The sequence below is a fragment of the Bacillus sp. EB106-04-02-XG92 genome (genome assembly GCF_058791995.1).
The window spans coordinates 77,728-97,384 of record NZ_JBYTEA010000009.1; the positions used below are offsets into that span (position 1 = coordinate 77,728).

The 19,657-nt window shown below is 31.0% G+C and carries 14 protein-coding genes and 1 pseudogene; 10 read left to right on the forward strand and 5 right to left on the reverse strand.

Annotated elements, in window-relative coordinates; translation table 11 throughout:
* The first annotated feature begins 427 nt into the window (after positions 1 to 427).
* Together AC3WVA_RS20740 and AC3WVA_RS20745 are read left to right on the forward strand one after the other, a co-directional pair.
* Positions 428 to 1,198 carry an ABC transporter ATP-binding protein gene (locus AC3WVA_RS20740; protein WP_195757083.1) on the forward strand — a complete coding sequence of 257 codons (771 nt, stop codon included), beginning with the start codon at positions 428 to 430 and terminating at the stop codon, positions 1,196 to 1,198.
* Entirely contained in the window at positions 1,173 to 3,116 is a 1,944-nt protein-coding gene (locus AC3WVA_RS20745) for an ABC transporter permease (protein WP_195757084.1), read from the forward strand. The genes AC3WVA_RS20740 and AC3WVA_RS20745 overlap by 26 nt, the downstream gene beginning before the upstream one ends.
* A gap of 119 nt (positions 3,117 to 3,235) precedes the next feature.
* Here AC3WVA_RS20745 and AC3WVA_RS20750 read toward each other — a convergent pair whose 3' ends face one another.
* The gene (locus tag AC3WVA_RS20750; RefSeq protein WP_048528538.1) at positions 3,236 to 3,490 is read right to left on the reverse strand and encodes a hypothetical protein; all 255 of its coding nucleotides are present in this window, start codon (positions 3,488 to 3,490) and stop codon (positions 3,236 to 3,238) included.
* Positions 3,491 to 4,506: 1,016 nt separating this feature from the next.
* On the opposite strand from AC3WVA_RS20750, the gene AC3WVA_RS20755 reads away from it, so the two are divergent.
* Positions 4,507 to 5,934 carry an S-layer homology domain-containing protein gene (locus AC3WVA_RS20755; protein WP_227601682.1) on the forward strand — a complete coding sequence of 476 codons (1,428 nt, stop codon included), beginning with the start codon at positions 4,507 to 4,509 and terminating at the stop codon, positions 5,932 to 5,934.
* 147 nt (positions 5,935 to 6,081) lie between these two features.
* Here AC3WVA_RS20755 and AC3WVA_RS20760 read toward each other — a convergent pair whose 3' ends face one another.
* Entirely contained in the window at positions 6,082 to 6,636 is a 555-nt protein-coding gene (locus AC3WVA_RS20760; protein ID WP_001059816.1) for a helix-turn-helix domain-containing protein, read from the reverse strand.
* Between the two features lie 179 nt (positions 6,637 to 6,815).
* Between AC3WVA_RS20760 and AC3WVA_RS20765 the strand changes: the two genes are divergently transcribed.
* The 5 genes from AC3WVA_RS20765 (at position 6,816) to AC3WVA_RS20785 (ending at position 12,703) form a co-directional block, all read left to right on the forward strand.
* Positions 6,816 to 7,049: a serine ammonia-lyase gene (locus AC3WVA_RS20765; RefSeq protein ID WP_492322143.1), complete on the forward strand. Its 234-nt coding sequence runs from the start codon at positions 6,816 to 6,818 to the stop codon at positions 7,047 to 7,049.
* A gap of 573 nt (positions 7,050 to 7,622) precedes the next feature.
* Positions 7,623 to 8,126, forward strand: coding sequence for a DUF3902 family protein (locus AC3WVA_RS20770; RefSeq protein ID WP_088314991.1), 504 nt, complete (start codon positions 7,623 to 7,625; stop codon positions 8,124 to 8,126).
* 98 nt (positions 8,127 to 8,224) lie between these two features.
* The gene (locus tag AC3WVA_RS20775) at positions 8,225 to 9,046 is read left to right on the forward strand and encodes a peptidoglycan-N-acetylglucosamine deacetylase (protein WP_071758605.1); all 822 of its coding nucleotides are present in this window, start codon (positions 8,225 to 8,227) and stop codon (positions 9,044 to 9,046) included.
* A 259-nt stretch (positions 9,047 to 9,305) separates the two neighbouring features.
* Positions 9,306 to 11,015 carry a methyl-accepting chemotaxis protein gene (locus AC3WVA_RS20780; RefSeq protein ID WP_157410505.1) on the forward strand — a complete coding sequence of 570 codons (1,710 nt, stop codon included), beginning with the start codon at positions 9,306 to 9,308 and terminating at the stop codon, positions 11,013 to 11,015.
* Positions 11,016 to 11,707: 692 nt separating this feature from the next.
* A complete protein-coding gene (locus AC3WVA_RS20785) occupies positions 11,708 to 12,703 on the forward strand; it encodes a DUF4046 domain-containing protein (RefSeq protein WP_429604130.1) in 996 nt (331 codons plus the stop codon).
* Positions 12,704 to 12,757: 54 nt separating this feature from the next.
* Here the strand turns inward: AC3WVA_RS20785 and AC3WVA_RS20790 are convergent.
* Positions 12,758 to 12,931 (reverse strand): annotated as a pseudogene (locus AC3WVA_RS20790) (IS4 family transposase); the annotation flags it as partial.
* A 571-nt stretch (positions 12,932 to 13,502) separates the two neighbouring features.
* On the opposite strand from AC3WVA_RS20790, the gene AC3WVA_RS20795 reads away from it, so the two are divergent.
* Entirely contained in the window at positions 13,503 to 14,894 is a 1,392-nt protein-coding gene (locus AC3WVA_RS20795; protein WP_429604131.1) for a family 8 glycosyl hydrolase, read from the forward strand.
* Between the two features lie 197 nt (positions 14,895 to 15,091).
* Here the strand turns inward: AC3WVA_RS20795 and AC3WVA_RS20800 are convergent, their stop codons facing one another.
* Positions 15,092 to 16,084, reverse strand: coding sequence for a helix-turn-helix domain-containing protein (locus AC3WVA_RS20800; RefSeq protein ID WP_429604132.1), 993 nt, complete (start codon positions 16,082 to 16,084; stop codon positions 15,092 to 15,094).
* 401 nt (positions 16,085 to 16,485) lie between these two features.
* On the opposite strand from AC3WVA_RS20800, the gene AC3WVA_RS20805 reads away from it, so the two are divergent.
* Positions 16,486 to 17,658 carry a tyrosine-type recombinase/integrase gene (locus tag AC3WVA_RS20805; RefSeq protein WP_492322144.1) on the forward strand — a complete coding sequence of 391 codons (1,173 nt, stop codon included), beginning with the start codon at positions 16,486 to 16,488 and terminating at the stop codon, positions 17,656 to 17,658.
* A gap of 442 nt (positions 17,659 to 18,100) precedes the next feature.
* On the opposite strand, the gene AC3WVA_RS20810 is transcribed toward AC3WVA_RS20805, so the two are convergent.
* Positions 18,101 to 19,414, reverse strand: a complete 1,314-nt coding sequence (locus AC3WVA_RS20810) for a condensation domain-containing protein (RefSeq protein ID WP_492322145.1) — start codon at positions 19,412 to 19,414, stop codon at positions 18,101 to 18,103.
* Positions 19,415 to 19,657: the final 243 nt, after the last annotated feature.

The window sequence follows — 19,657 nt, forward strand, 5'->3', positions numbered from 1 at the left end:
GGTGAACGATAAAGAAAATACGATGAATTGCAAATAAAATCTATACGGAAATCTAGTAGCATATAGTCCATTGCATATGAAAAATTCCTCAATGCTATCTCTCAAAAAAATTATATTTCTTGGCCTCATAGACTGTATTTTCAGAAACATTTCAAGCGTGTAAGAAAAATGAAAGATAATTCAATATGAGAAAAACAACCATACTACTACAATGAAAAACAGAAACATGTTTAAAAATTCTGAGGTACAATAACAAGTTATTTTAGTGTTTAATACATTCGAACAAGTATGGAAGCTTAAATAAGAAAAGCTGAAACAAATTAGTAATGCGTAGTACATTACTCGTATTTTGAATAAGTCAAAATATAGACAGGCATTAGTTATCAAATCTCATTCTTAGTCGATAAAATTGGAGGAAATTTCTCATATGAAAATAGTAGAAGTAAAAGAACTTAGTAAAGAATACACAGGAAATGTTTCACACACGGCACTTTCAAATATTAATTTAACAATAACAGAAGGAGAATTTGTTGGGGTCATGGGTCCTTCGGGTAGTGGAAAAACAACGTTATTGAATATGATATCTACTATTGACTCGCCAACATCAGGTAATGTATTTATTAATAGTAAAAATCCATATCAGCTTTCGATCAATGATTTGGCCTTATTTCGCAGACAGGAATTAGGGTTCGTCTTTCAATCCTTTAACCTGCTGCATACATTAACAGTAAAGGAGAATATGGTTCTTCCGCTTGTATTAGAAGGCATGAATGTGAAAAGAATAAATAAACGAGTAGAATCTATTTCTGAAAAATTAGGTATTAACGAAATTTTAAATAAACGAACATATGAAATATCAGGAGGACAAGCGCAGCGAACAGCGATAGCTCGTGCACTCATTCACTCTCCTAAATTAGTTCTTGCCGATGAACCGACAGGGAACTTAGACTCTAAATCCTCTCAAGATGTAATGGAGATATTAACACTATTAAATAAAGAAGAAAAGGCAACAATGATGTTAGTAACGCACGATCCAGTTGCTGCTAGTTACTGTGATCGCATTATATTTATTAAAGATGGACAGTTATACAATGAAGTTTGCTGCAACGGTGATCGCCCACTATTTTATAAAAATATTGTGGAAAGTCTTTCTAGGTTAGGAGGTAATAAAAATGACATTTCGACAGCTCGCATTTAATAATGTTATACGGAATAAACGAATATATCTTGGGCATTTTTTTAGTAGCACATTTGCGGTAATGATTTTCTTCACTTATGGTTTACTTGTCTTTCATCCAAACCTACAAGGCGAACTGACTCATGTAAGCACCATATTGAGTACGTTTGGGAAGATAGGATTTCAACTATCATATTACTTAATCTTTGTCTTTTCATTCTTATTTATTTTCTATTCAGTTAGTGCCTTTTTAAAAAATAGAAAAAAAGAGTTTGGATTATTAATGTTACATGGAATGTCTCATCGGCAGCTTCATCAATTAATTTTTTTCGAAAACATGTTGATTGGAATTCCTTCTATACTGGTAGGAATTGGGCTTGGGATAGTTTTTTCTAAATTATTTTTACTAGTTACAGGGTACTTATTGGGAGTAGGACATAGGTTAGCATTTTACTTTCCATTAAAGGCTATGGGAATAACAGCTATCTCCTTTTTTGTTCTATTTCTACTTATTTCATTATTTACATCGAAAATGATGAAAATAAATGAGCTTGTAGAACTCATAAAATCAGAGGAAAAACCAAAAGCTGAGCCGAAAGTTTCCGTCTGGATATCCATGTTGGTACTTATTTTATTTGGGGCAGGTTACTCCTGTGTGCACCACAGTATCGTTGCAGTGAATTACATGGATTTAAATCGATTGTTACTACTTGTAGGGGTAGGTGTCTTATTAATTGTTTTTGGAACCTTCTTTTTCTTTAATCAATTGTGTGTATATGTGTTATATACTTTAAAAAATAGAGAAACTACATTCTTTAAAAGAACCAATCTTCTTGTTATTTCAGAATTGATGTATCGAATGAAAGATAATGCGAGAACATTCTTTATCGTTACAATTATATCTGCTGTTTCTTTTACAGCAATTGGAGTTTGTACAGCTATTGGAAATCCAGAACTAGCAAAACATGAGACCCCATATGCATTTACGTATCGATCGGATAAGGGGAATATACAAGAAAAAGCCCATATTGAAGAGATAAAGAAGCAATTAAATGAATATGGATTTTCTTATGAACTTGTTGCAACAGAATTTAAAAGGACACTAAACGGATTGGCGTTAATTAATGTATCTACGTATAATGAATATGCAAAACAATTAGGGTATGAAATAGAGAAATTAACAAATGAAAATGATAGCATTGCTATACGACAAAATAAGAACGAGAAAAGCGCGGAGGATATAAAAACTTTTGAAATAATACATGGTGAAATAGAGGTCCCACTCTCTGTGCAAAAAACAATTTATATCCCAGAATTATCGTTAATCGAAAAGCCTATTATTGTCTCTGATGATGTTTATAATAAGGTCAAAAATGCTCAACAAGAAAACGTACTCCGAGATTATACCATATACGGTTTTATCGTTAAAAATTGGTCTGAAACGAATGAAGTTTCTACTAAACTTATGAAGATTATTGGTAAGAATCAAGAGGATTATTATATGTTTTCATCTTTGTATTTAAGATGGCTTGAATTGAAACAACAAAACGGATTACTTTCTATCTCAAGTATAATGGTGGGGATTGTATTTTTCGTATTTACGCTAAGCTTTTTATATTTCCGTCTATTTACTGATTTAGAACGTGATCAAGAGCAATATCAAATGATTTCAAAATTAGGATTAAGTCAAAGTGAGTTAAAGCAAATCGTGACAAGACAAATGATGCTACTATTTTTCTTACCGATTATAGTGGCTATGGTTCATAGTAGTTTTGCATTTCTAACGTTTCATCAATTAGGACAAACAGTAAGTAAGGAAATGTCCGTTATTCAAAGTTCAATTGTTGTATTAATAAGCTTTATTTGTATACAAATTATTTACTTCTTTATTATTAGAAATCACTATTTAAAACGCATATATACAAAAATGTATTCATAGAAAAAGAATGCATTTAGAAGAGAATTTTTTTACAACAATAACTTTAAAGTAAATATTGTAATTGTCTATAAGAAAGTAATAAAAACACTCGAATTGAGTGTTTTTATTACTTTCATTTATTATTTATCTGGTACATAACAAGTGTTGTTATCCATATAGCATTTCTCTATCTTTGTTTTAGTATTACCTTTTTTATCCCTATAAAAAACCTTAACTGTTCCCTTTGCACCATTATAATCAAATTCATATGCATTAGGGTATTTGTCTCTAACCCATATCAATCCTGAACCCGCACTTGCAGGCATTGCTGAAATAAGTAAAGCAGATGTTAAACTTAGCGCCCCAACGACCTTTTTAATTTGTGACTTTGACATAAAAAAATAACCCTCTATTTTTTTATTAACCTATTAGAATAATATATATTTAATAGGTTAATGGAATGGTAACATATTCCACCTGCGTTTTGTATTCATTAAACTTGATAAATAAATATATAAAAATTCTAAATATGTAATTTGATATTAAATATTACAAAATATAAAATTAAATTATACATAATGATATTATAGTAAACTAGATTGTTTGAATATGATAGTATTATTGTTGATTTTCTATTTAAATGGATGGAAATAGAAGTAGAAATGTATACCGTGTGAGGGAATAATACATCGGGTTTTTGTTTGAACTTTTAAAAGAGAGTGAAAGAGCAATTAAGCGTGAGTATTCAACATATGTGCTAAGAAAGCAAGTGTATAAAAGATAGCAGAAAATCCATTTTTCGCTGTGGTAAGATCGAGCATAGGTCTAAAAAGTAAAAGTATAGTAAAGATCCTCTTGATAATAGCATCTTTTCTTTTTTAATTTATATTGAATATACATTAATCATACTATATTCTTGATTAATTCTTTAAATTTTACTGTGAGAATTTATATTTTTGTTATAAAAAAATAGGCAATCCTCTTTATAATGGATTGCCCAATCAAATGAATTAAAACAAATAACAGACAGACCGATTATACTATAAATTTTAATATAAGTATATACAAATTATAAATATTTTATTACCAACTATTAAAAGCTAGTTATTCTATTATTAAATATACATTAACACGATTTTCAGTACTGGTAAATATAATTAAGTAAAAGTTAATTAATAAATCAACCTTATACATAAGTTAATTACAATAATGCGAAATTATAATTTTTTTGTAAATATTATACAATTTTGTAAAAGACATTCATTGACACTTGTGTATATAAGTAACTATAATCGTTACATCAAATTGAATGCATGTTAATATAATTTCATCATGATTATAAGCATGTAAATATAAAAATATAAAATCTCAATTTGATTAATACGATAGAATGGTAGAGGTGTATATTTTTATGAAACACAAATTCATCGCAACAAGTATCCTCGCAGGAGCAATATTATCTTATTCTTCTAATATTTTAGCAGATACTCACAAATTTCCTGATGTTCCAAGGTGGGCAGAGCAATCCGTTAATTATTTAGTGGATAAACAAGTAATAAGTGGTTACCCAGACGGAAATTTTGGCTCAAATGATTCACTAGACAGAGCTTCCGCCGCAACAATTATGACAAAAGTTTTAGGTATACAAATTGACTACGATGCAAAACCATCTTTTACAGACTCACAAAACCACTGGGGAACACCTTATATTGCCGCAGCAGAAAAAGCTGGCATTATTAAAGGCGAAGGTAATGGTATCTTCAATCCATCCGGAAAAGTAACGCGCGCTGCTATGGCGGCAATGCTAGTAAATGCGTATAAACTTCAAAGTACAGCAAATGATAATGGCCAAAGTAAATTTGACGATTTAACAGGCCATTGGGGTGAAAGGTTCGCCAATATTTTAATTGATTTAAAAATCTCCGTTGGTACTGATAACGGTTGGCAACCAAATAGATTCATAACACGCGCTGAAGCTGCTCAACTTACTGCAAAAACAGATATGATGCAACTAACTCCAAAGAATGTTTTAAAGGAAAAAGAGATTATTACTGCTACCTCATATGAAGATTTGAATTTAACGGTGACTTCTAAAATTACAGCTCAAGAGATTGATAGTTTTATTGCAAAATATCATTCAGATAGTCCATTAGTTGGACATGGGCAAGATTTTATCAATGCGCAAAATCAATATGGCGTGAATGCTCATTATTTAGCGGCGCATGCGATTTTAGAATCTGGATACGGTAAATCAGAAATTGCATATCAAAAACATAATCTATTCGGATTACGTGCTTATGATAGAGATCCATTTAAATATGCAAAATACTTACCAACGTACGGCGACAGTATTGCTTATAACGCTAATTATGTACGAGAAAGATATTTAGAAGAAAGTGGTATGCATTATAACGGACCAACGTTAGCTGGTATGAACGTGAAATATGCATCAGATAAAGGCTGGGCAAAAAAAATTGCGGGTATTATGGAACGTATGAAACCATTCCGTGCAGAAGACTATACATATGCAAAAAAATTACCAAAGAGCCCTGAAACATTAGATGTTGAGGCATTATCTAATGAAATACCGTATAAAATGTATGCAGATGGTTCGAGCGCAAATATAGTATCATCAGCTGCTTATTACTATGTACCTTATCCATTTGATTTGAAAATTAAAAGTAGATCAGATGTAGATGTAACGCAAAATAATGTTGGTACACTAAATCCTGGAACAAACATCTTTATTTATCGTGAAGATCCAAATGGATGGGTCGAATTCTCTTTTGACGCTAATGGGGAAAAGTACTGGACATTAAAAAGTAATTTAAGCATGTAATCAAAAAGCTCTACTTTACTATTCTTAATTGTTAGCTTTTAATCTCATATAATTAAGAGACAAGTTTTTTATTTTCTTAAAATATATTTATGTATACAAAAAGTTAGAGAATTATTTTCTCTAACTTTTATCCGATAGTATATGGAATTAAAAAGATGGTGGGGTTACTCCGAATATAACAGTGACTTTGTTTAAAGAAGTGTTTTCCCATTTATGCTTTGCATATGGTGGGATTTTAACACTATCACCTGTATTGAGAAGTAAAACCTCATCATTTAAATATAGTTTTACTTGTCCTTCCATAATAAATGCTATTTCTTCACCTTTATGTGCCACAGGTTCTATAGATGAAGCGGTTTGAGGTAACAGATTCATTAAAGCCAATTCTAGTGATCCATCTAAATTGGGAGATAATAACTCATACGAAACATTTCCACTTTCAGGGAAAGTTATTTTTTTTCTTTGATTAGCTCTTACAACTAATTCTTCTGTATTGGTATCTTCTAAGAAAAAATTAAATAAAGGAATATTTAATGCAACAGAAATTAATTTTAGTGTTTGTAATGATGGATTCGTGATTCCTTTCTCAATCTGACTTAACATGGAAGGTGTTATATCAGCTAATTCAGCTAACCGTTTACTAGTTAATCCGGCATTTTTTCTAAATGCCATAATTTTTTGACCAACATTAATATTGTTCATATGTGTAATCCCCTTTAAATAAGTAAAAAACATTAAATTATAGTTAATTTTATTTACTTATACTAAACATGTTGTTAATATATACTTAATTATAATAAAGTATGATTAAATTTCCAAGCACCTGCATAGTTGTGAGAATAATAAATAAAAGGAGAAATGATTAGGATTATTCTTCTTGTATGTTTTTAGGTATGATGACCAGATTACATGAGGGTATTTTCGTACAAGATATTGGGATTGATAATAAAAAAATGGCTGATAGACTGGCAGTTAGAATAGCATCTGGGTTTGTAGATAGAACATTAGAACCATTTTTAAACGGTGTATATACAGCTAGTAATAATTATTTGTATAAATTATTAAAAGAATTAATAGATATAGAGAGAAAAGACTATATGCAAAAAACGCTTTAAAACAAAATTTGAATCAAGTTACACATATTGTATGGGGAATAGTAGAAAGTATGAGTTCAAGAGAAGTAATGGAAGAATAGTATCAAACAGGTTCTCGATTAATAAAAAGAGTTTTTAATAAGGAAAGGACAACTCAAGAGTAAACATCAATGCTTTATCTTGAATTACTCACCACTTAACGTCCTTACGGACTGTTTGAAGTGGGAGATTCCTGCGAACACCGGTGTATCCACCGGTTATCTTAGCAGGCTCTACCCGTAGTCCCTACGGTGAAAACATAAGTATCTTGTACGTTGACTCACCACACTACCTACTTTAGCTTGGTTTTCGCAACTTCGGCAAGTATGGGGCGAAAGAACGTTGAAGATTTTACGGTTGCAACGTTTTTCTGCAACCAACCTCATATCTTCAGTTTTCAAAGAGCAATCTGTACAAGTAAATGATAGCAAACATGTTGGCTTATGCCAACCGACATTCATCTCCCACCTAAAATTGGTGTTTCACACCTTCACATTTTGAGGAAGGAGCCTTCTGTCGGAAAACGATAAAAATTATTAAGGAAGTGAGAACATCATGAAATCAGCTTTAAATAATATTATGATCTCTTTGATTTTTGCATTAGGAGGGGGCATTGCACTTTTGTTTAATTTAATGGGAAATCAAGATTGGATCTTAAATTGGGTGGGAGTATTACTGGCATATCTATCTTTGGCCATTTTAATAGATCTATCAAATAAAAAGGTGTATTATAAAATATTCCCTAAAATACTATACAGAACTTTGTTTATTTCCTTTAATGCTGCAGTATTAGGAATAGTTGTAGGGATAACATACCAACTATTAGGAAAGTGGAATGCTACTATAATGATGTACTATTGGTTGATAATTTTATTATTATATTTAATTACTATAATAACATTAGTTGTCTTGATATTTTTAGATCTTAATAATCAAAAAAACGGTTTCCTATACAAGTTTATTATAATTTTAAACATTTTCCTTACATTAGGGCCAGTGTTATATCCATTAGTTCTAACTATTATTGGAAATGGTATGAGCAGTAGTGCAGGAAATTAATAGGGCTTATCCAGATTATTAAAACTACTAACAAAGGCAAAATGAGTTTGGTTAAATAACATATAGCGGAATAATAGGATAGAAAGAAGAATTATGGTATGAAAATTAAGCTAAAGAAAAAAAGAATTTTATGTGTATTGTTAGCTATTACATTAGTAGCAATAGGTTATTACATGTTTCAATCTATAACGAATCCTAAGCTAGTAAATGCAGAAGAGGAAAACAGTGTACAACAAGTGAGCAGTCTTCCTAAAAATGAATTTAGAAAATTAATACCTAATCGTTTTGATGGTAAAGAAAGAAAAGTTGTATATTTAACTTTTGATGATGGACCAGGAAAATATACAGCTAACCTATTAGATATATTAAAAAGAAATAATGTGAAAGCAACATTCTTTTTAATTGGTGACAATGTGAAAAGGTTCCCAGATTTAGTGAAACGAGAACATGTAGAGAGTCATTATGTTGGCATGCATAGCATGACACATGATTTTAAAAGGTTATACACCAATAATGAATATGTTAAGGAAATGAAAGAGGATCAATCTTTAATTAAAAATGTTATTGGAAACTCCCCGAAATTAACACGGCCACCATATGGATCAATGCCTGGCTTAAATGAATCACTTCGAAATCAAGTGGTCGGAAATGATTTAAAAGTATGGGATTGGACAATTGATTCTTTAGATTGGAAATACAATAAATTAGCCGTTGAAGTAGCAGCCGCAAAAATTGTGCAAAATGTATTGGCAGGTGCGACATCTTCAAAAGAAATTGTTTTAATGCATGATATTCATCCCCAATCTGTCGCGGCAGTTCCAGCAATTATAAAAGGATTAAAAGAAAAAGGTTATGAATTTGAAGCTTATAATGAGAATGATCATTTTCCAATAAACTTCTGGCATGATAATCGTATATAAAAAGATATGTATTAGTAAAAAAGGAAATCAGAATGGAATAAGCAATTACTATAGGGTTTTAATATTAGCAGGAGCGTGTTTAGATAAATAGATGAAAACACGTTCTTTTTAACGGACTATATTTAAATTTAGATTTAAATATGAACTTTCTTATTTTAGAAAACTTTATACGGTTTTTTAATAGATATAAACAATTAAATGTCTTTTATTTATGTAAATGAAATTATTTAATCATAATATAACAATGGAGTGGAGTTAATTGTCGTTTTTTAAAAACAGTAAAATTGGTACAACATTAAATGTATTAGTAATTATAGCAAGTGTGGCTTGTATAATATTATCTATCCTAGGATTTATTGGCCTGAAAAAAGGGGAGCATGCATCTAATACGATGTATGAAGATAGTTTATTACCAATTCAGTGGATAGGAGCTATAGAGTCTAATTTTTATCTAATCAATATGAATGTAAAGGAAACTATTCTATCAAAAGATCAGGAAAGAATAAAGGAGCTTTTGGCAGAAATAGATGTAGCTCGTACTGAAACTGATCAGTTAATAAAGAAGTTTGAGTCTAGAGTTAGTTCTAATAAAGAAAAAGAATTGTATACAACATTTCATGCAGTATTTAATGAATTAAGAACACAACTGAGGAAAGTACAAGATTTGGGACAATCTAATAATGAAGAAGCATATGCTTATTATCTGAAAGAAGTTGACCCTAATATGAAAAAGGCAGTACAGGCTATTCGTGAGCTCATTCAGGTTAATAATAATAATGCAGATCAATTACAAAAAAATAATACAGCCAGTGCAACAAATACTATAATGCTGTTTGTTAGTATCTCTATTATAGCAATCGCAATCGTTATTTTTATAGGATATATCATTAAAAGTGCAATTAGACAACCAATTGTATTATTAGAAAGAGATATGGAAAAGGTATCTGCAGGTGATTTAACGATACGTACTTCTTATAAATCGGATAATGAATTAGGAAGTATTGTAAGGTCTTTTAATAGTATGCTGGATAACTTACAACAATTAATTGGAGAAGTAAAAATCACAACGCAAGAGGTCATTTCTTCTACCAATGGAATGTTGCAAGATACTAAAAGAGCATCTCATATATCAAGAGAGGTAGTTCAAACTATATCCGAAGTTGATAAAAAAATAGAAGGACAAGTTACTAGTATACAAGAAAGCTCTTCATCAATGGAAGAAATTGCGACTGGCGTTCAAACTGTAGCTGAGTCTTCAGCAACGGTTACAGAAGTGGCGGTCACAACAACAGAACAAGTAAATTCTGGTAGTGAAGTAATTAAACAATCTATCCTTCAAATGAATAGTATTCATGAGGTTGTTGAAGAAACATCCACAGTAATAGAGAGACTTGTTATGCGTACACAGCAAATTGATAAAGCTCTGGATGCGATCACTAATATTGCTGAACAAACAAACCTCCTTGCCTTAAATGCTTCAATTGAAGCTGCACGTGCTGGAGAAAATGGAAAAGGATTCGCAGTGGTAGCAGCGGAAGTTGGGAATTTAGCTGAACAGTCTAAAGCATCTGCAGATGAAATTAATCATTTAATACTAGCCATTCAACAAGATACAAAAGATACAGTTGATGCAATGCAAAAAGGCCAACAAAAAGCGTCGGAAGGAAAAGAAACAGCTAATAAAGCGGATCAAGCATTCTCATCTATTATGGTAGCTATTAATAAAATCACTAGTCAAATTCAAGAAGTATCTGCAGCGACAGAAGAAATGTCTGCCGGCACAGAAGAAGTAAACGCCTCTATGTCGAGTGTTTCTGAAACCGCAACGCAAGTAGCTAAGGAAACAACTCAAACGGTACAATCAATCCAATCACAGGCAGCCTCAATTGAAGAAATCTCGAATCAATCTAACAAAATAAAAGAAAAAGTAGAAGCATTATCAGAATTAGTTTCGAAATTTATTATTTAGAAACAGGGCAAAGAGAAATAAATATAATAAATATGATATAAGAGTATTGAACTACTCACCACTCAACGTCCTTACGGACTGTTTGAAGTGGGAGATTCCTGCGAACACCGGTGTATCCACCGGTTATCTTAGCAGGCTCTACCCGTAGTCCCTACGGTGAAAACATAAGTATCTTGTACGTTGACTCACCACACTACCTACTTTAGCTTGGTTTTCGCAACTTGGGCAAGCGTGGGGCGAAAGAACGTTGAAGATTTTACGGTTGCAACGTTTTTCTGCAACCAATCTCATATCTTCAGTTTTCAAAGAGCAATCTGTACAAGTAAATGATAGTAAACATGTTGGCTTATGCCAACCGACATTCATCTCCCACCTAAAATTGGTGTATCACACCTTCACATTTTTGAGGAAGGAGTCTTCTGTCGGAAAACGATAAAAATGACCATTGTGAATTTTATAAATACAGTGGTCTTTTTTACTTATATTATCTAATTCACCTGGATACTCATGGCAGAATTTAATAGAGATTGATTGTATTTTATACATAAATCATTTTATAAATATCCACATTAATTTTCTTGGAAAGCATTATTGAAGTTTTTCCATAGAATGACAAGGTCATAGTTTTAACCTATAAAAATATATTGGAATTTTATGTATTTAAAAGGCGGGAAAGGAATGAAAATTGTGAAATGCATATTAAAGCCATTACTATAGAGGAAATTTATCAGGAGATATTAGATGGAAAAAGAAATAGATTCCCAAGAAATACTTGGAAGTCAGATGAAAACAATGATATGGCTAAAAGAGTAACAAGGTATTTAGTAACAAATATTTTAAAGTGGAACGAAGAAGAGATTAAACTGCATTGGGGTAACGCATTAATTGTGAAGTACCGACTACATGGCTTATTGAAGCTTAAATATGAAAATAGTCCGTATGCGATGATTAATGATGTATATCCGAACCGATTTAAGGAATGGGAATTTAAAATGACACCATTAAATTTTTGGACGAAAGAAAAAGCCTTACAATTATTAAGATGGATAATTGAAGATGAGGAAAAACTATCTCCACAAAAACTTTTGCAAATTTATGGGCAAAAATGGTTAAATGAACGGCGACTAAGTGCACCTTTACGGGTGATTTGGGATGGTAGCCCATACGCGATGATTAATGACTTATACCCAAACCGATTTAAAGAATGGGAATTTACTAAGGCTCCTAATAATTTTTGGACGAAAGAAAAGGCATTACAAGCATTGAAATGGACAATTGAAGTAAAAGAAAAGTTAAATCAGGAACAATTGAAAAATATTTACGAAAAAAAATGGTTAACGCAATTGGGATTAAGAGGGGCCATACAATTGTATTGGAATGATAGTCCATATGCAATGATCAATGATTTGTATCCAAATCAATTTAAAGAATGGGAATTTACTAAGGCTCCTAATAATTTTTGGACGAAAGAAAAAGCGCTTGATGCATTAAGATGGACAATTGAGGAAAAAGAAAAGCTGACAGATAATCAATTATTACAGAAATATACAATGGATTGGCTAAAAAGGCATAGATTATGGACTCCATTACTAAGATACTGGAATGGGAGTCCATATGCAATGATTAATGATTTATATCCAAAAAAATATGAAAAGCATTCATTTAGAGGTTATACAAATAAATCTTAATAAATAATTATGTATCCTTGTATTTCCTATTTAAAGTCATTGTTAGAAATAACTACCTGGACCTGTATCAATATGAAGGAATTGTCCACTTGATAAATTATACTTAGGCTGTATCTTTACTCTAGTTGTATGGCTGCATCCTCCAGTACCAGGATAAATTGATGAAAATATAATAGGAAGTTGAAATACTGTTGAATCTAAAATACAAATACACTTGAAAACATAAGTTTGGATTAGTCCATGAGAAAAAATTTACCTTTATAGAAATGTGTGATTATTCCCAAAAAGTATACTAATTGATATGTTTTGATTAGAATTTCCCTATAAAAATAGTTGAAAATGTAAATTCAGACGTATTTTGAACAAGGTTTTTCAAATCTATTATTTTGTAGTTTTATATTTCTTTTATCTAAGGTTTATAAGGAAATATTCTTATTAAAATATAGTTTTTGATATAAATAAAATTAGTTGTCTATTAATTATTAAAAATAATTTAGAGTTATCGTCACCACATAATAATATTTAGTTACTGTATGATAATTTTAATTATTTTTTAATGTGCATAACATTATTTATGTTAACTATTTCAAGTATTAACTACCATAAGTTATAGAAATTGCTTAGATGAGTACTCTTATATTAGAAAAGTATAAAGAATATACCAAGTCAGACTTCATTTGAAAAATATCTAACTGTATTCCAAATCCTTCAAAAAAAGGGTACGTTTGTTAAGGGAGTAATTATTATAGAAATGAAAAATTTTTCTGAATTTTAAATTTATTTTAAAGGAGATGAAAAAATGGTAGAAAAAAGAACGATATTCACCGTTATATGTGCATGTGGGATTGGGTTTGCAAGCTATACTAATTGTATTTCAGCAGCAGCTATAGACAATGACACATTAATAAATAATGGACACAAAATCAATTCTTCTATTATAACAAACTCTTCTCAAGTATCCGCTGTCGCTAAGGAGATGAAACCTTTTCCTCAACAAGTAAATTACTCAGGAATTTTAAAACCGAATCATGTTTCACAGGAAAGTTTGAATAATGCAGTTAAAAATTATTATAACGATTGGAAGAAGAAGTATCTAAAGAATGATTTATCTTCACTTCCTGGTGGGTATTATGTTAAGGGTGAGATTACGGGAAACCCAGATGGGTTTAGACCATTAGGAACTTCAGAAGGACAAGGATATGGGATGATTATCACAGTTTTAATGGCAGGACATGATTCAAATGCTCAGACTATTTATGATGGCTTATTTAAAACAGCAAGAGCTTTTAAAAGTTCCATAAACCCAAATTTAATGGGGTGGGTTGTAGCAGATGACAAGAAAGCACAAGGGCATTTTGATTCTGCAACAGATGGAGATTTAGACATTGCTTATTCACTTCTTCTTGCTCATAAGCAATGGGGATCAAGTGGGAAAATCAATTATTTAAAAGAAGCTCAAAATATGATTACAAAAGGTATTAAGGCCAGTAATGTGACAAAAAATAATGGTTTGAATTTAGGGGATTGGGGGGACAAAAGTACATTTGATACTAGACCATCCGACTGGATGATGTCTCATTTAAGGGCATTCTACGAATTTACGGGAGATAAAACTTGGCTTAATGTTATTGATAATCTCTACAATACTTATACAAATTTCACAAATAAATATTCACCAAAGACAGGATTGATTTCTGATTTTGTTGTAAAAAATCCACCACAGCCTGCACCGAAAGATTTTTTAGATGAATCAAAATATACTGATTCATATTACTATAATGCGAGTCGTGTACCACTCCGAATTGTTATGGACTATGCAATGTATGGAGAAAAGAGAGGTAAGGTGATTTCTGATAAAGTTGCTACATGGATAAAGGGTAAAACAAAAGGTAATCCATCTAAAATTGTAGACGGCTATAAACTAGACGGAACAAATATCGGTGATTATCCAACAGCGGTATACGTTTCGCCCTTTATTGCCGCTGGTACTACTAACAGCAATAATCAAGAATGGGTAAATAGCGGTTGGGATTGGATGAAGAATAAAAAAGAGAGTTATTTCAGTGATAGTTATAATCTTTTGACCATGTTGTTTATAACAGGTAATTGGTGGAAGCCGATTCCAGATAAAAAACAGATACAAAGTCCAATAAATTTAGAAGTCCAACCTGAATTGAAGGAACAGGATTAAGATTGTATAAATATCAAATTTAAAATTTGATATCTTTTAAAAATATAGATAAGCGATTAGTAGCAACTTATATAGTAAAAAACGTAGGAATTTATAATTTCTACGTTTTTTACTTATAAGACAACTATATCGATTAGATAATTATTGGAGGATAGAAATATAATAATGTACCCGTAGGAAGTTGATGTAAATAAACTTCAAAACTTTTCAATATATGATTTTACTGCTTGTAATAAAAACTCTTCTTGCCCCATACCAGATTCAGCAGCCATTTGAATTACTTTTTGCTTAAAGTCATGATCTGCATGAAAAGTTAATGGCTCTACATTACTTTTAAAATAAATACCTTCAACATGAGGGAGTATTGAGCCTGACTTCATATGTGAATATAAATACTTAATCTCTTCTTGGAACTGTAATGGATCTACCTGTAAAATAAATGGTTTAATTTCCAATCTGATGATATCTTGTGTAGTAGTTAATCGCATATTTGTGACACCAAGCTCTTTATAAAATAAATTTATTAGATTATAAGTAATAGAATTAAATAACTGAGGTTTTTTAAATGTAAAAGATAAATAGCCTCGCTTCGTAATTACTGTGTGTTTTTTGAAGGGTTCAAGAGAATAACCATGTTCTTTATAAGCTGATAATGAGAAAATTTCTTCATCCTCTGTAAGAACCTTCCCATCTGATCCATTAATTTCTATTACTCTAGCTTTTTTTCCTGTATGTTGCTGTATTAATAATTGATATAAGTAAATGTCCGTATCCTGAATCTTAGTAATGAATGTTTTACGTTCTTTTGTTGTAGCTTTTTCGTAATTAAGCTGGAAATTTTCTAGTTCTTCTTCATCAATGACATATACTTGTTTACCCCGCTTTTCTACCATCGAGGCTTTTAATTTTCCAGATTTAATATATGTAAAGATTGTGGAGGGTGCTATGTTTAGAATTTCTGCTGCTTTTTTTGTACTTAATCCTTTTATTACATCTTTATTCATTAACCGTTCAATATCTTCTAAATAGAATATTTTACTTCCGAATTGCTTCCAATTATCTTTATATACACATTCTATAAGGCCTTCTTTTTCTTTCTTTAGAATGGTCTGAACGGTAACTCCCATTAAATCTGCTGCTTCTTTTGTTGTTACTGTGGGTTTTGTAATAAACAGTAAATCTTGTGTCATGAAAGTATACCTCCTTATTTACTCTCTATAATTCATAAAGTATATATATATCATATCAGATTCTTAATTAGATATAAAATATGATTTGAATATAAAATAAATTATCATTATAGCAATATGTAAAAGTGGTTTATAACTTTATTTTAATTTTAGATAAAGTCTGATGATTATTTATATATAGATGTTTTATCAAAGTGTATAAAATTATGATAAATGTTTATCTATATAGTAAATAATTATAGAAAATTACATGTATAACTAAATAGAGAAGAATATAGACTTATTACAGAAATAATATGATTATTAATTTCTATAATTGATGTAAGTGATATAAAAATCATAGTATACTTAATAAATATACTAAAGATTAAAATCTATACAAGAAGAGGTGATGTATAGGTATGGATAATAAAAGTCAAAACGAAAATTTACCTATTTTAAAAAGTCAAAGAGAATTTAAAGATATATATTTAGACAATATAAAAGGTATATCTTCATTTATGTATAACAATCGTTATATGAATGATTTGGAACAAAAGATAGAGGATGCAGAAAAAGAAGGAAAGGGAAAATATGCTTTTCTAGGTGATCTTGAAGTGATATATCATTTTGTAAATTTGCAAAATGATATGGATGAAAAGAAAAATAGAAAGGATGGTACAAAAAAGAGTTATGTGTCTGAGATACTATCATTTTGCGAATGTATGGTGCAGCATGCAGAAGAGTTTGAAGTGAATGGGGAAGAAGTTCAGCGAAATGCTTCCTTATTAAAAACATTACAGCCTTGGCATATTCGTAAATTTAATTACTGGTTAAAAAATATACAAAATGGTCGAGGTGGGAATACGTATGCTGTTGCAACTTTGGCGAAGAAAACGGTATTGATTCGTTCTTTTTTAAAACATCTTCATGTATTTGGGTATATTGAAAAACCACTTCATGAAGAATTACAGCGTGCAAATGTAAATGAAAAAGATCGGCCGAATCGAGATTTATCCTATGAGGAAGTCATGAAAATATTAGGTTTTTATAAAGAAAGAGGACATTTAATAAACTATACAATAATACTTGCATTAGCTAGTACTGGTGCACGTATTCAGGAGTTGTGTACTGCAAGAGTAAAAGATTTACACTATGATGGAAAGTATTGGTTAAAGGTTAGGGGGAAAGGGGACAAAGTGCGTGAACTTTTCGTTTCAGAACATTTATACCAATGTATTTGTGAGGTGAGGAGAAGAAGGGGTTTCCAAACGGTATTGGAAAAAGGGGATGAGAGTCCGTTATTTATAAATCAAAGAGGAAATGCATATAACTCTAAAACATTATCAAACCAAGTAACAGATATGATAAAGAAGACAAACTTAGAGTTCTTACAATATCGTGAAAATCCAGTAACCGCACATACATTTCGACATGCTTTTGCAATTATGGCAGTAGAACAAGGAAATGCAGATTTATATCATTTAATGCAAACACTTGGTCACGAAAATATTCAAACCACAAAAATATATTTAGAAAAGCATATGAAGCGTAAAAATAACGTTGGATCTGCTTTCGCTGATATGTTGATATGAGTTTTATAATAATTATAGCTGTATTTAATTGTGTGTTTTTTACATAATTAAATACAGCTAATTCTCTTTTATTTTCAATTAATATGAGTCATTTATCAAATGTAATTAATTGAAGATTAAAAAATTCCTTCTATTTTGATGATATGCATAACTTCTATTGCAGCATTTTTTTAAAAGCTGTTTGTAATGATTTTAATCCAAGCATATGAGGGAACCGAACCATGTGCATCAAACCAATATTTTGAAGTATCTCACATTTGTTTTCTTAGGTTAATGGGAATGGGCCGGTATCCCATGTATGGCGAACAACTAAACTGGCTTCCTTACATCTTATGTCCGAAGCCAGTTCATCTCTCACATCCTTCCTTCGCATTCCTTGAGGAAGGAATCTTCCTGGCTAGATTTATAAACTTAACTTATTGAGCTTAGGGTGATACTATCATTACAATTTTGATAATTGATTGACCACACTTTCTAAAAATTGCTCTACCTTTTCTTTTGTAGTATCCGGCGAATGATAACCAATTGTAAATGTAAGTCTCCCATTGTAAGAACTTGCACCCATTGTAAAAAATGGTGCATACATAATTGGTGATGTTATATACCCGTCCTGAGCTTGAACTTCACCAAACTTAATAGGTTCATCAGCTATTGATCCGAAATTAGTAAGTAACGGTAAAGCCATTCCCATTTGTAAAGCCAGTTCGTATTGCTGTTTATACATTTCCTTCACTACAGATAGCTTTTTACTTGCCAGTAACTCCATTCCTGCAGCTGAAGAAAGACCTGGATTTTGAGATTTTATTGTATCCATTGATTCTTTGACTCGAACTAAAGTTTGACTAAATGAGTCATCATTTTCCATTTTAATCACTGGCATTTCCATCCCAGATAAGTTGCAAATTGAACCAGTTGTATGATTAGGAAGATATCGGCGTAAATCAATTGTTAAACCAATCATTTTTTCTGCTGTGCGAGGTTCTGCATACACAGCAAAATGTGATAAAGAGCGGAAGTATGCAGTCATGATGGCATCATTTAAGGTAGCTTGTTGTATTTTTGTCCATTGGGTTAAACGTAGAGTTTGCTCATGGCTTAACCGTCGAACGGCCATTTTGGGATAAGTATTTTTATTAGGTTGAGATGGAAAAGACCATAATGCTGCTTGTTGTTCTTGGCTGGGCCGATACGCACTTTTGATGTCTATTATTCCAGTATATTCGAATACAGGTGATTGATCTCGAAAACCGTCATTTTCTTCATTAAATCTCTTTATAATTTCATCCTTAGACCGCCCCAGAGAAAGTTGAGTATAAATTGCTCCCAGTAAATTAATATATTCCTTGACTCCAGCACCATCTGAACAAAGGTGAGATAATTTCATAACTAACATATTTGTTGAAGTACCTTGTAATAATTTTGTCTGAACCATTGGCCCCTGAATAAGATCTCCAGATTGCTTAATAAAATCTATTGCCATCGTTTCAAGATTTTGATCATTTCCTTTTGCAAAAAAACAAATTGGTGAGTTAGTACTAGATGAATGTTCCTCCCAGTAAGGTATATCACTTTCTACAAAACGGCTGTTTAAAACGGGCTGTAATTGTAACGTTATCCTTACTGATTGTTCAAGTACCTTTTTCGATATACCTATAGGAAAATAAAGAACGGCATTAATTTGTTGATTTGCGGAATAAAGACCTAGTATATAATTCATTCGATCTTGAGGTGTTACTGAATATTTCCTTTGTTCCATAATTTTCTCCCTCTTTTCAAGCTATTTTTGGTAACAATCTTGTTTTTCATAGGATTGTAATTTTTTCAAGAATCCATAATGTTTTCTTATCAATTTTTTAATATTTCACTTATGAAGGTATGTTTTTCGTAATGATGAATGTTGTTATTGGTATTAATAACATTCATCAATTTTGTTTAGTTTTAGTATAATTTAACAAACATAATGTAATTTTGTTTGGTTATACATAAACATTTTACATAA

Excerpts from the sequence above, each read along its gene's own strand:
- AC3WVA_RS20740 (WP_195757083.1), top strand. The coding sequence starts at position 428 with ATGAAAATAGTAGAAGTAAAAGAACTTAGTAAAGAATACACAGGAAAT.
- AC3WVA_RS20745 (WP_195757084.1), top strand. The coding sequence starts at position 1,173 with ATGACATTTCGACAGCTCGCATTTAATAATGTTATACGGAATAAACGA.
- AC3WVA_RS20750 (WP_048528538.1), bottom strand. The coding sequence starts at position 3,490 with ATGTCAAAGTCACAAATTAAAAAGGTCGTTGGGGCGCTAAGTTTAACA.
- AC3WVA_RS20755 (WP_227601682.1), top strand. The coding sequence starts at position 4,507 with ATGAAACACAAATTCATCGCAACAAGTATCCTCGCAGGAGCAATATTA.
- AC3WVA_RS20760 (WP_001059816.1), bottom strand. The coding sequence starts at position 6,636 with ATGAACAATATTAATGTTGGTCAAAAAATTATGGCATTTAGAAAAAAT.
- AC3WVA_RS20765 (WP_492322143.1), top strand. The coding sequence starts at position 6,816 with ATGTTTTTAGGTATGATGACCAGATTACATGAGGGTATTTTCGTACAA.
- AC3WVA_RS20770 (WP_088314991.1), top strand. The coding sequence starts at position 7,623 with ATGAAATCAGCTTTAAATAATATTATGATCTCTTTGATTTTTGCATTA.
- AC3WVA_RS20775 (WP_071758605.1), top strand. The coding sequence starts at position 8,225 with ATGAAAATTAAGCTAAAGAAAAAAAGAATTTTATGTGTATTGTTAGCT.
- AC3WVA_RS20785 (WP_429604130.1), top strand. The coding sequence starts at position 11,708 with ATGCATATTAAAGCCATTACTATAGAGGAAATTTATCAGGAGATATTA.
- AC3WVA_RS20795 (WP_429604131.1), top strand. The coding sequence starts at position 13,503 with ATGGTAGAAAAAAGAACGATATTCACCGTTATATGTGCATGTGGGATT.
- AC3WVA_RS20800 (WP_429604132.1), bottom strand. The coding sequence starts at position 16,084 with ATGACACAAGATTTACTGTTTATTACAAAACCCACAGTAACAACAAAA.
- AC3WVA_RS20805 (WP_492322144.1), top strand. The coding sequence starts at position 16,486 with ATGGATAATAAAAGTCAAAACGAAAATTTACCTATTTTAAAAAGTCAA.
- AC3WVA_RS20810 (WP_492322145.1), bottom strand. The coding sequence starts at position 19,414 with ATGGAACAAAGGAAATATTCAGTAACACCTCAAGATCGAATGAATTAT.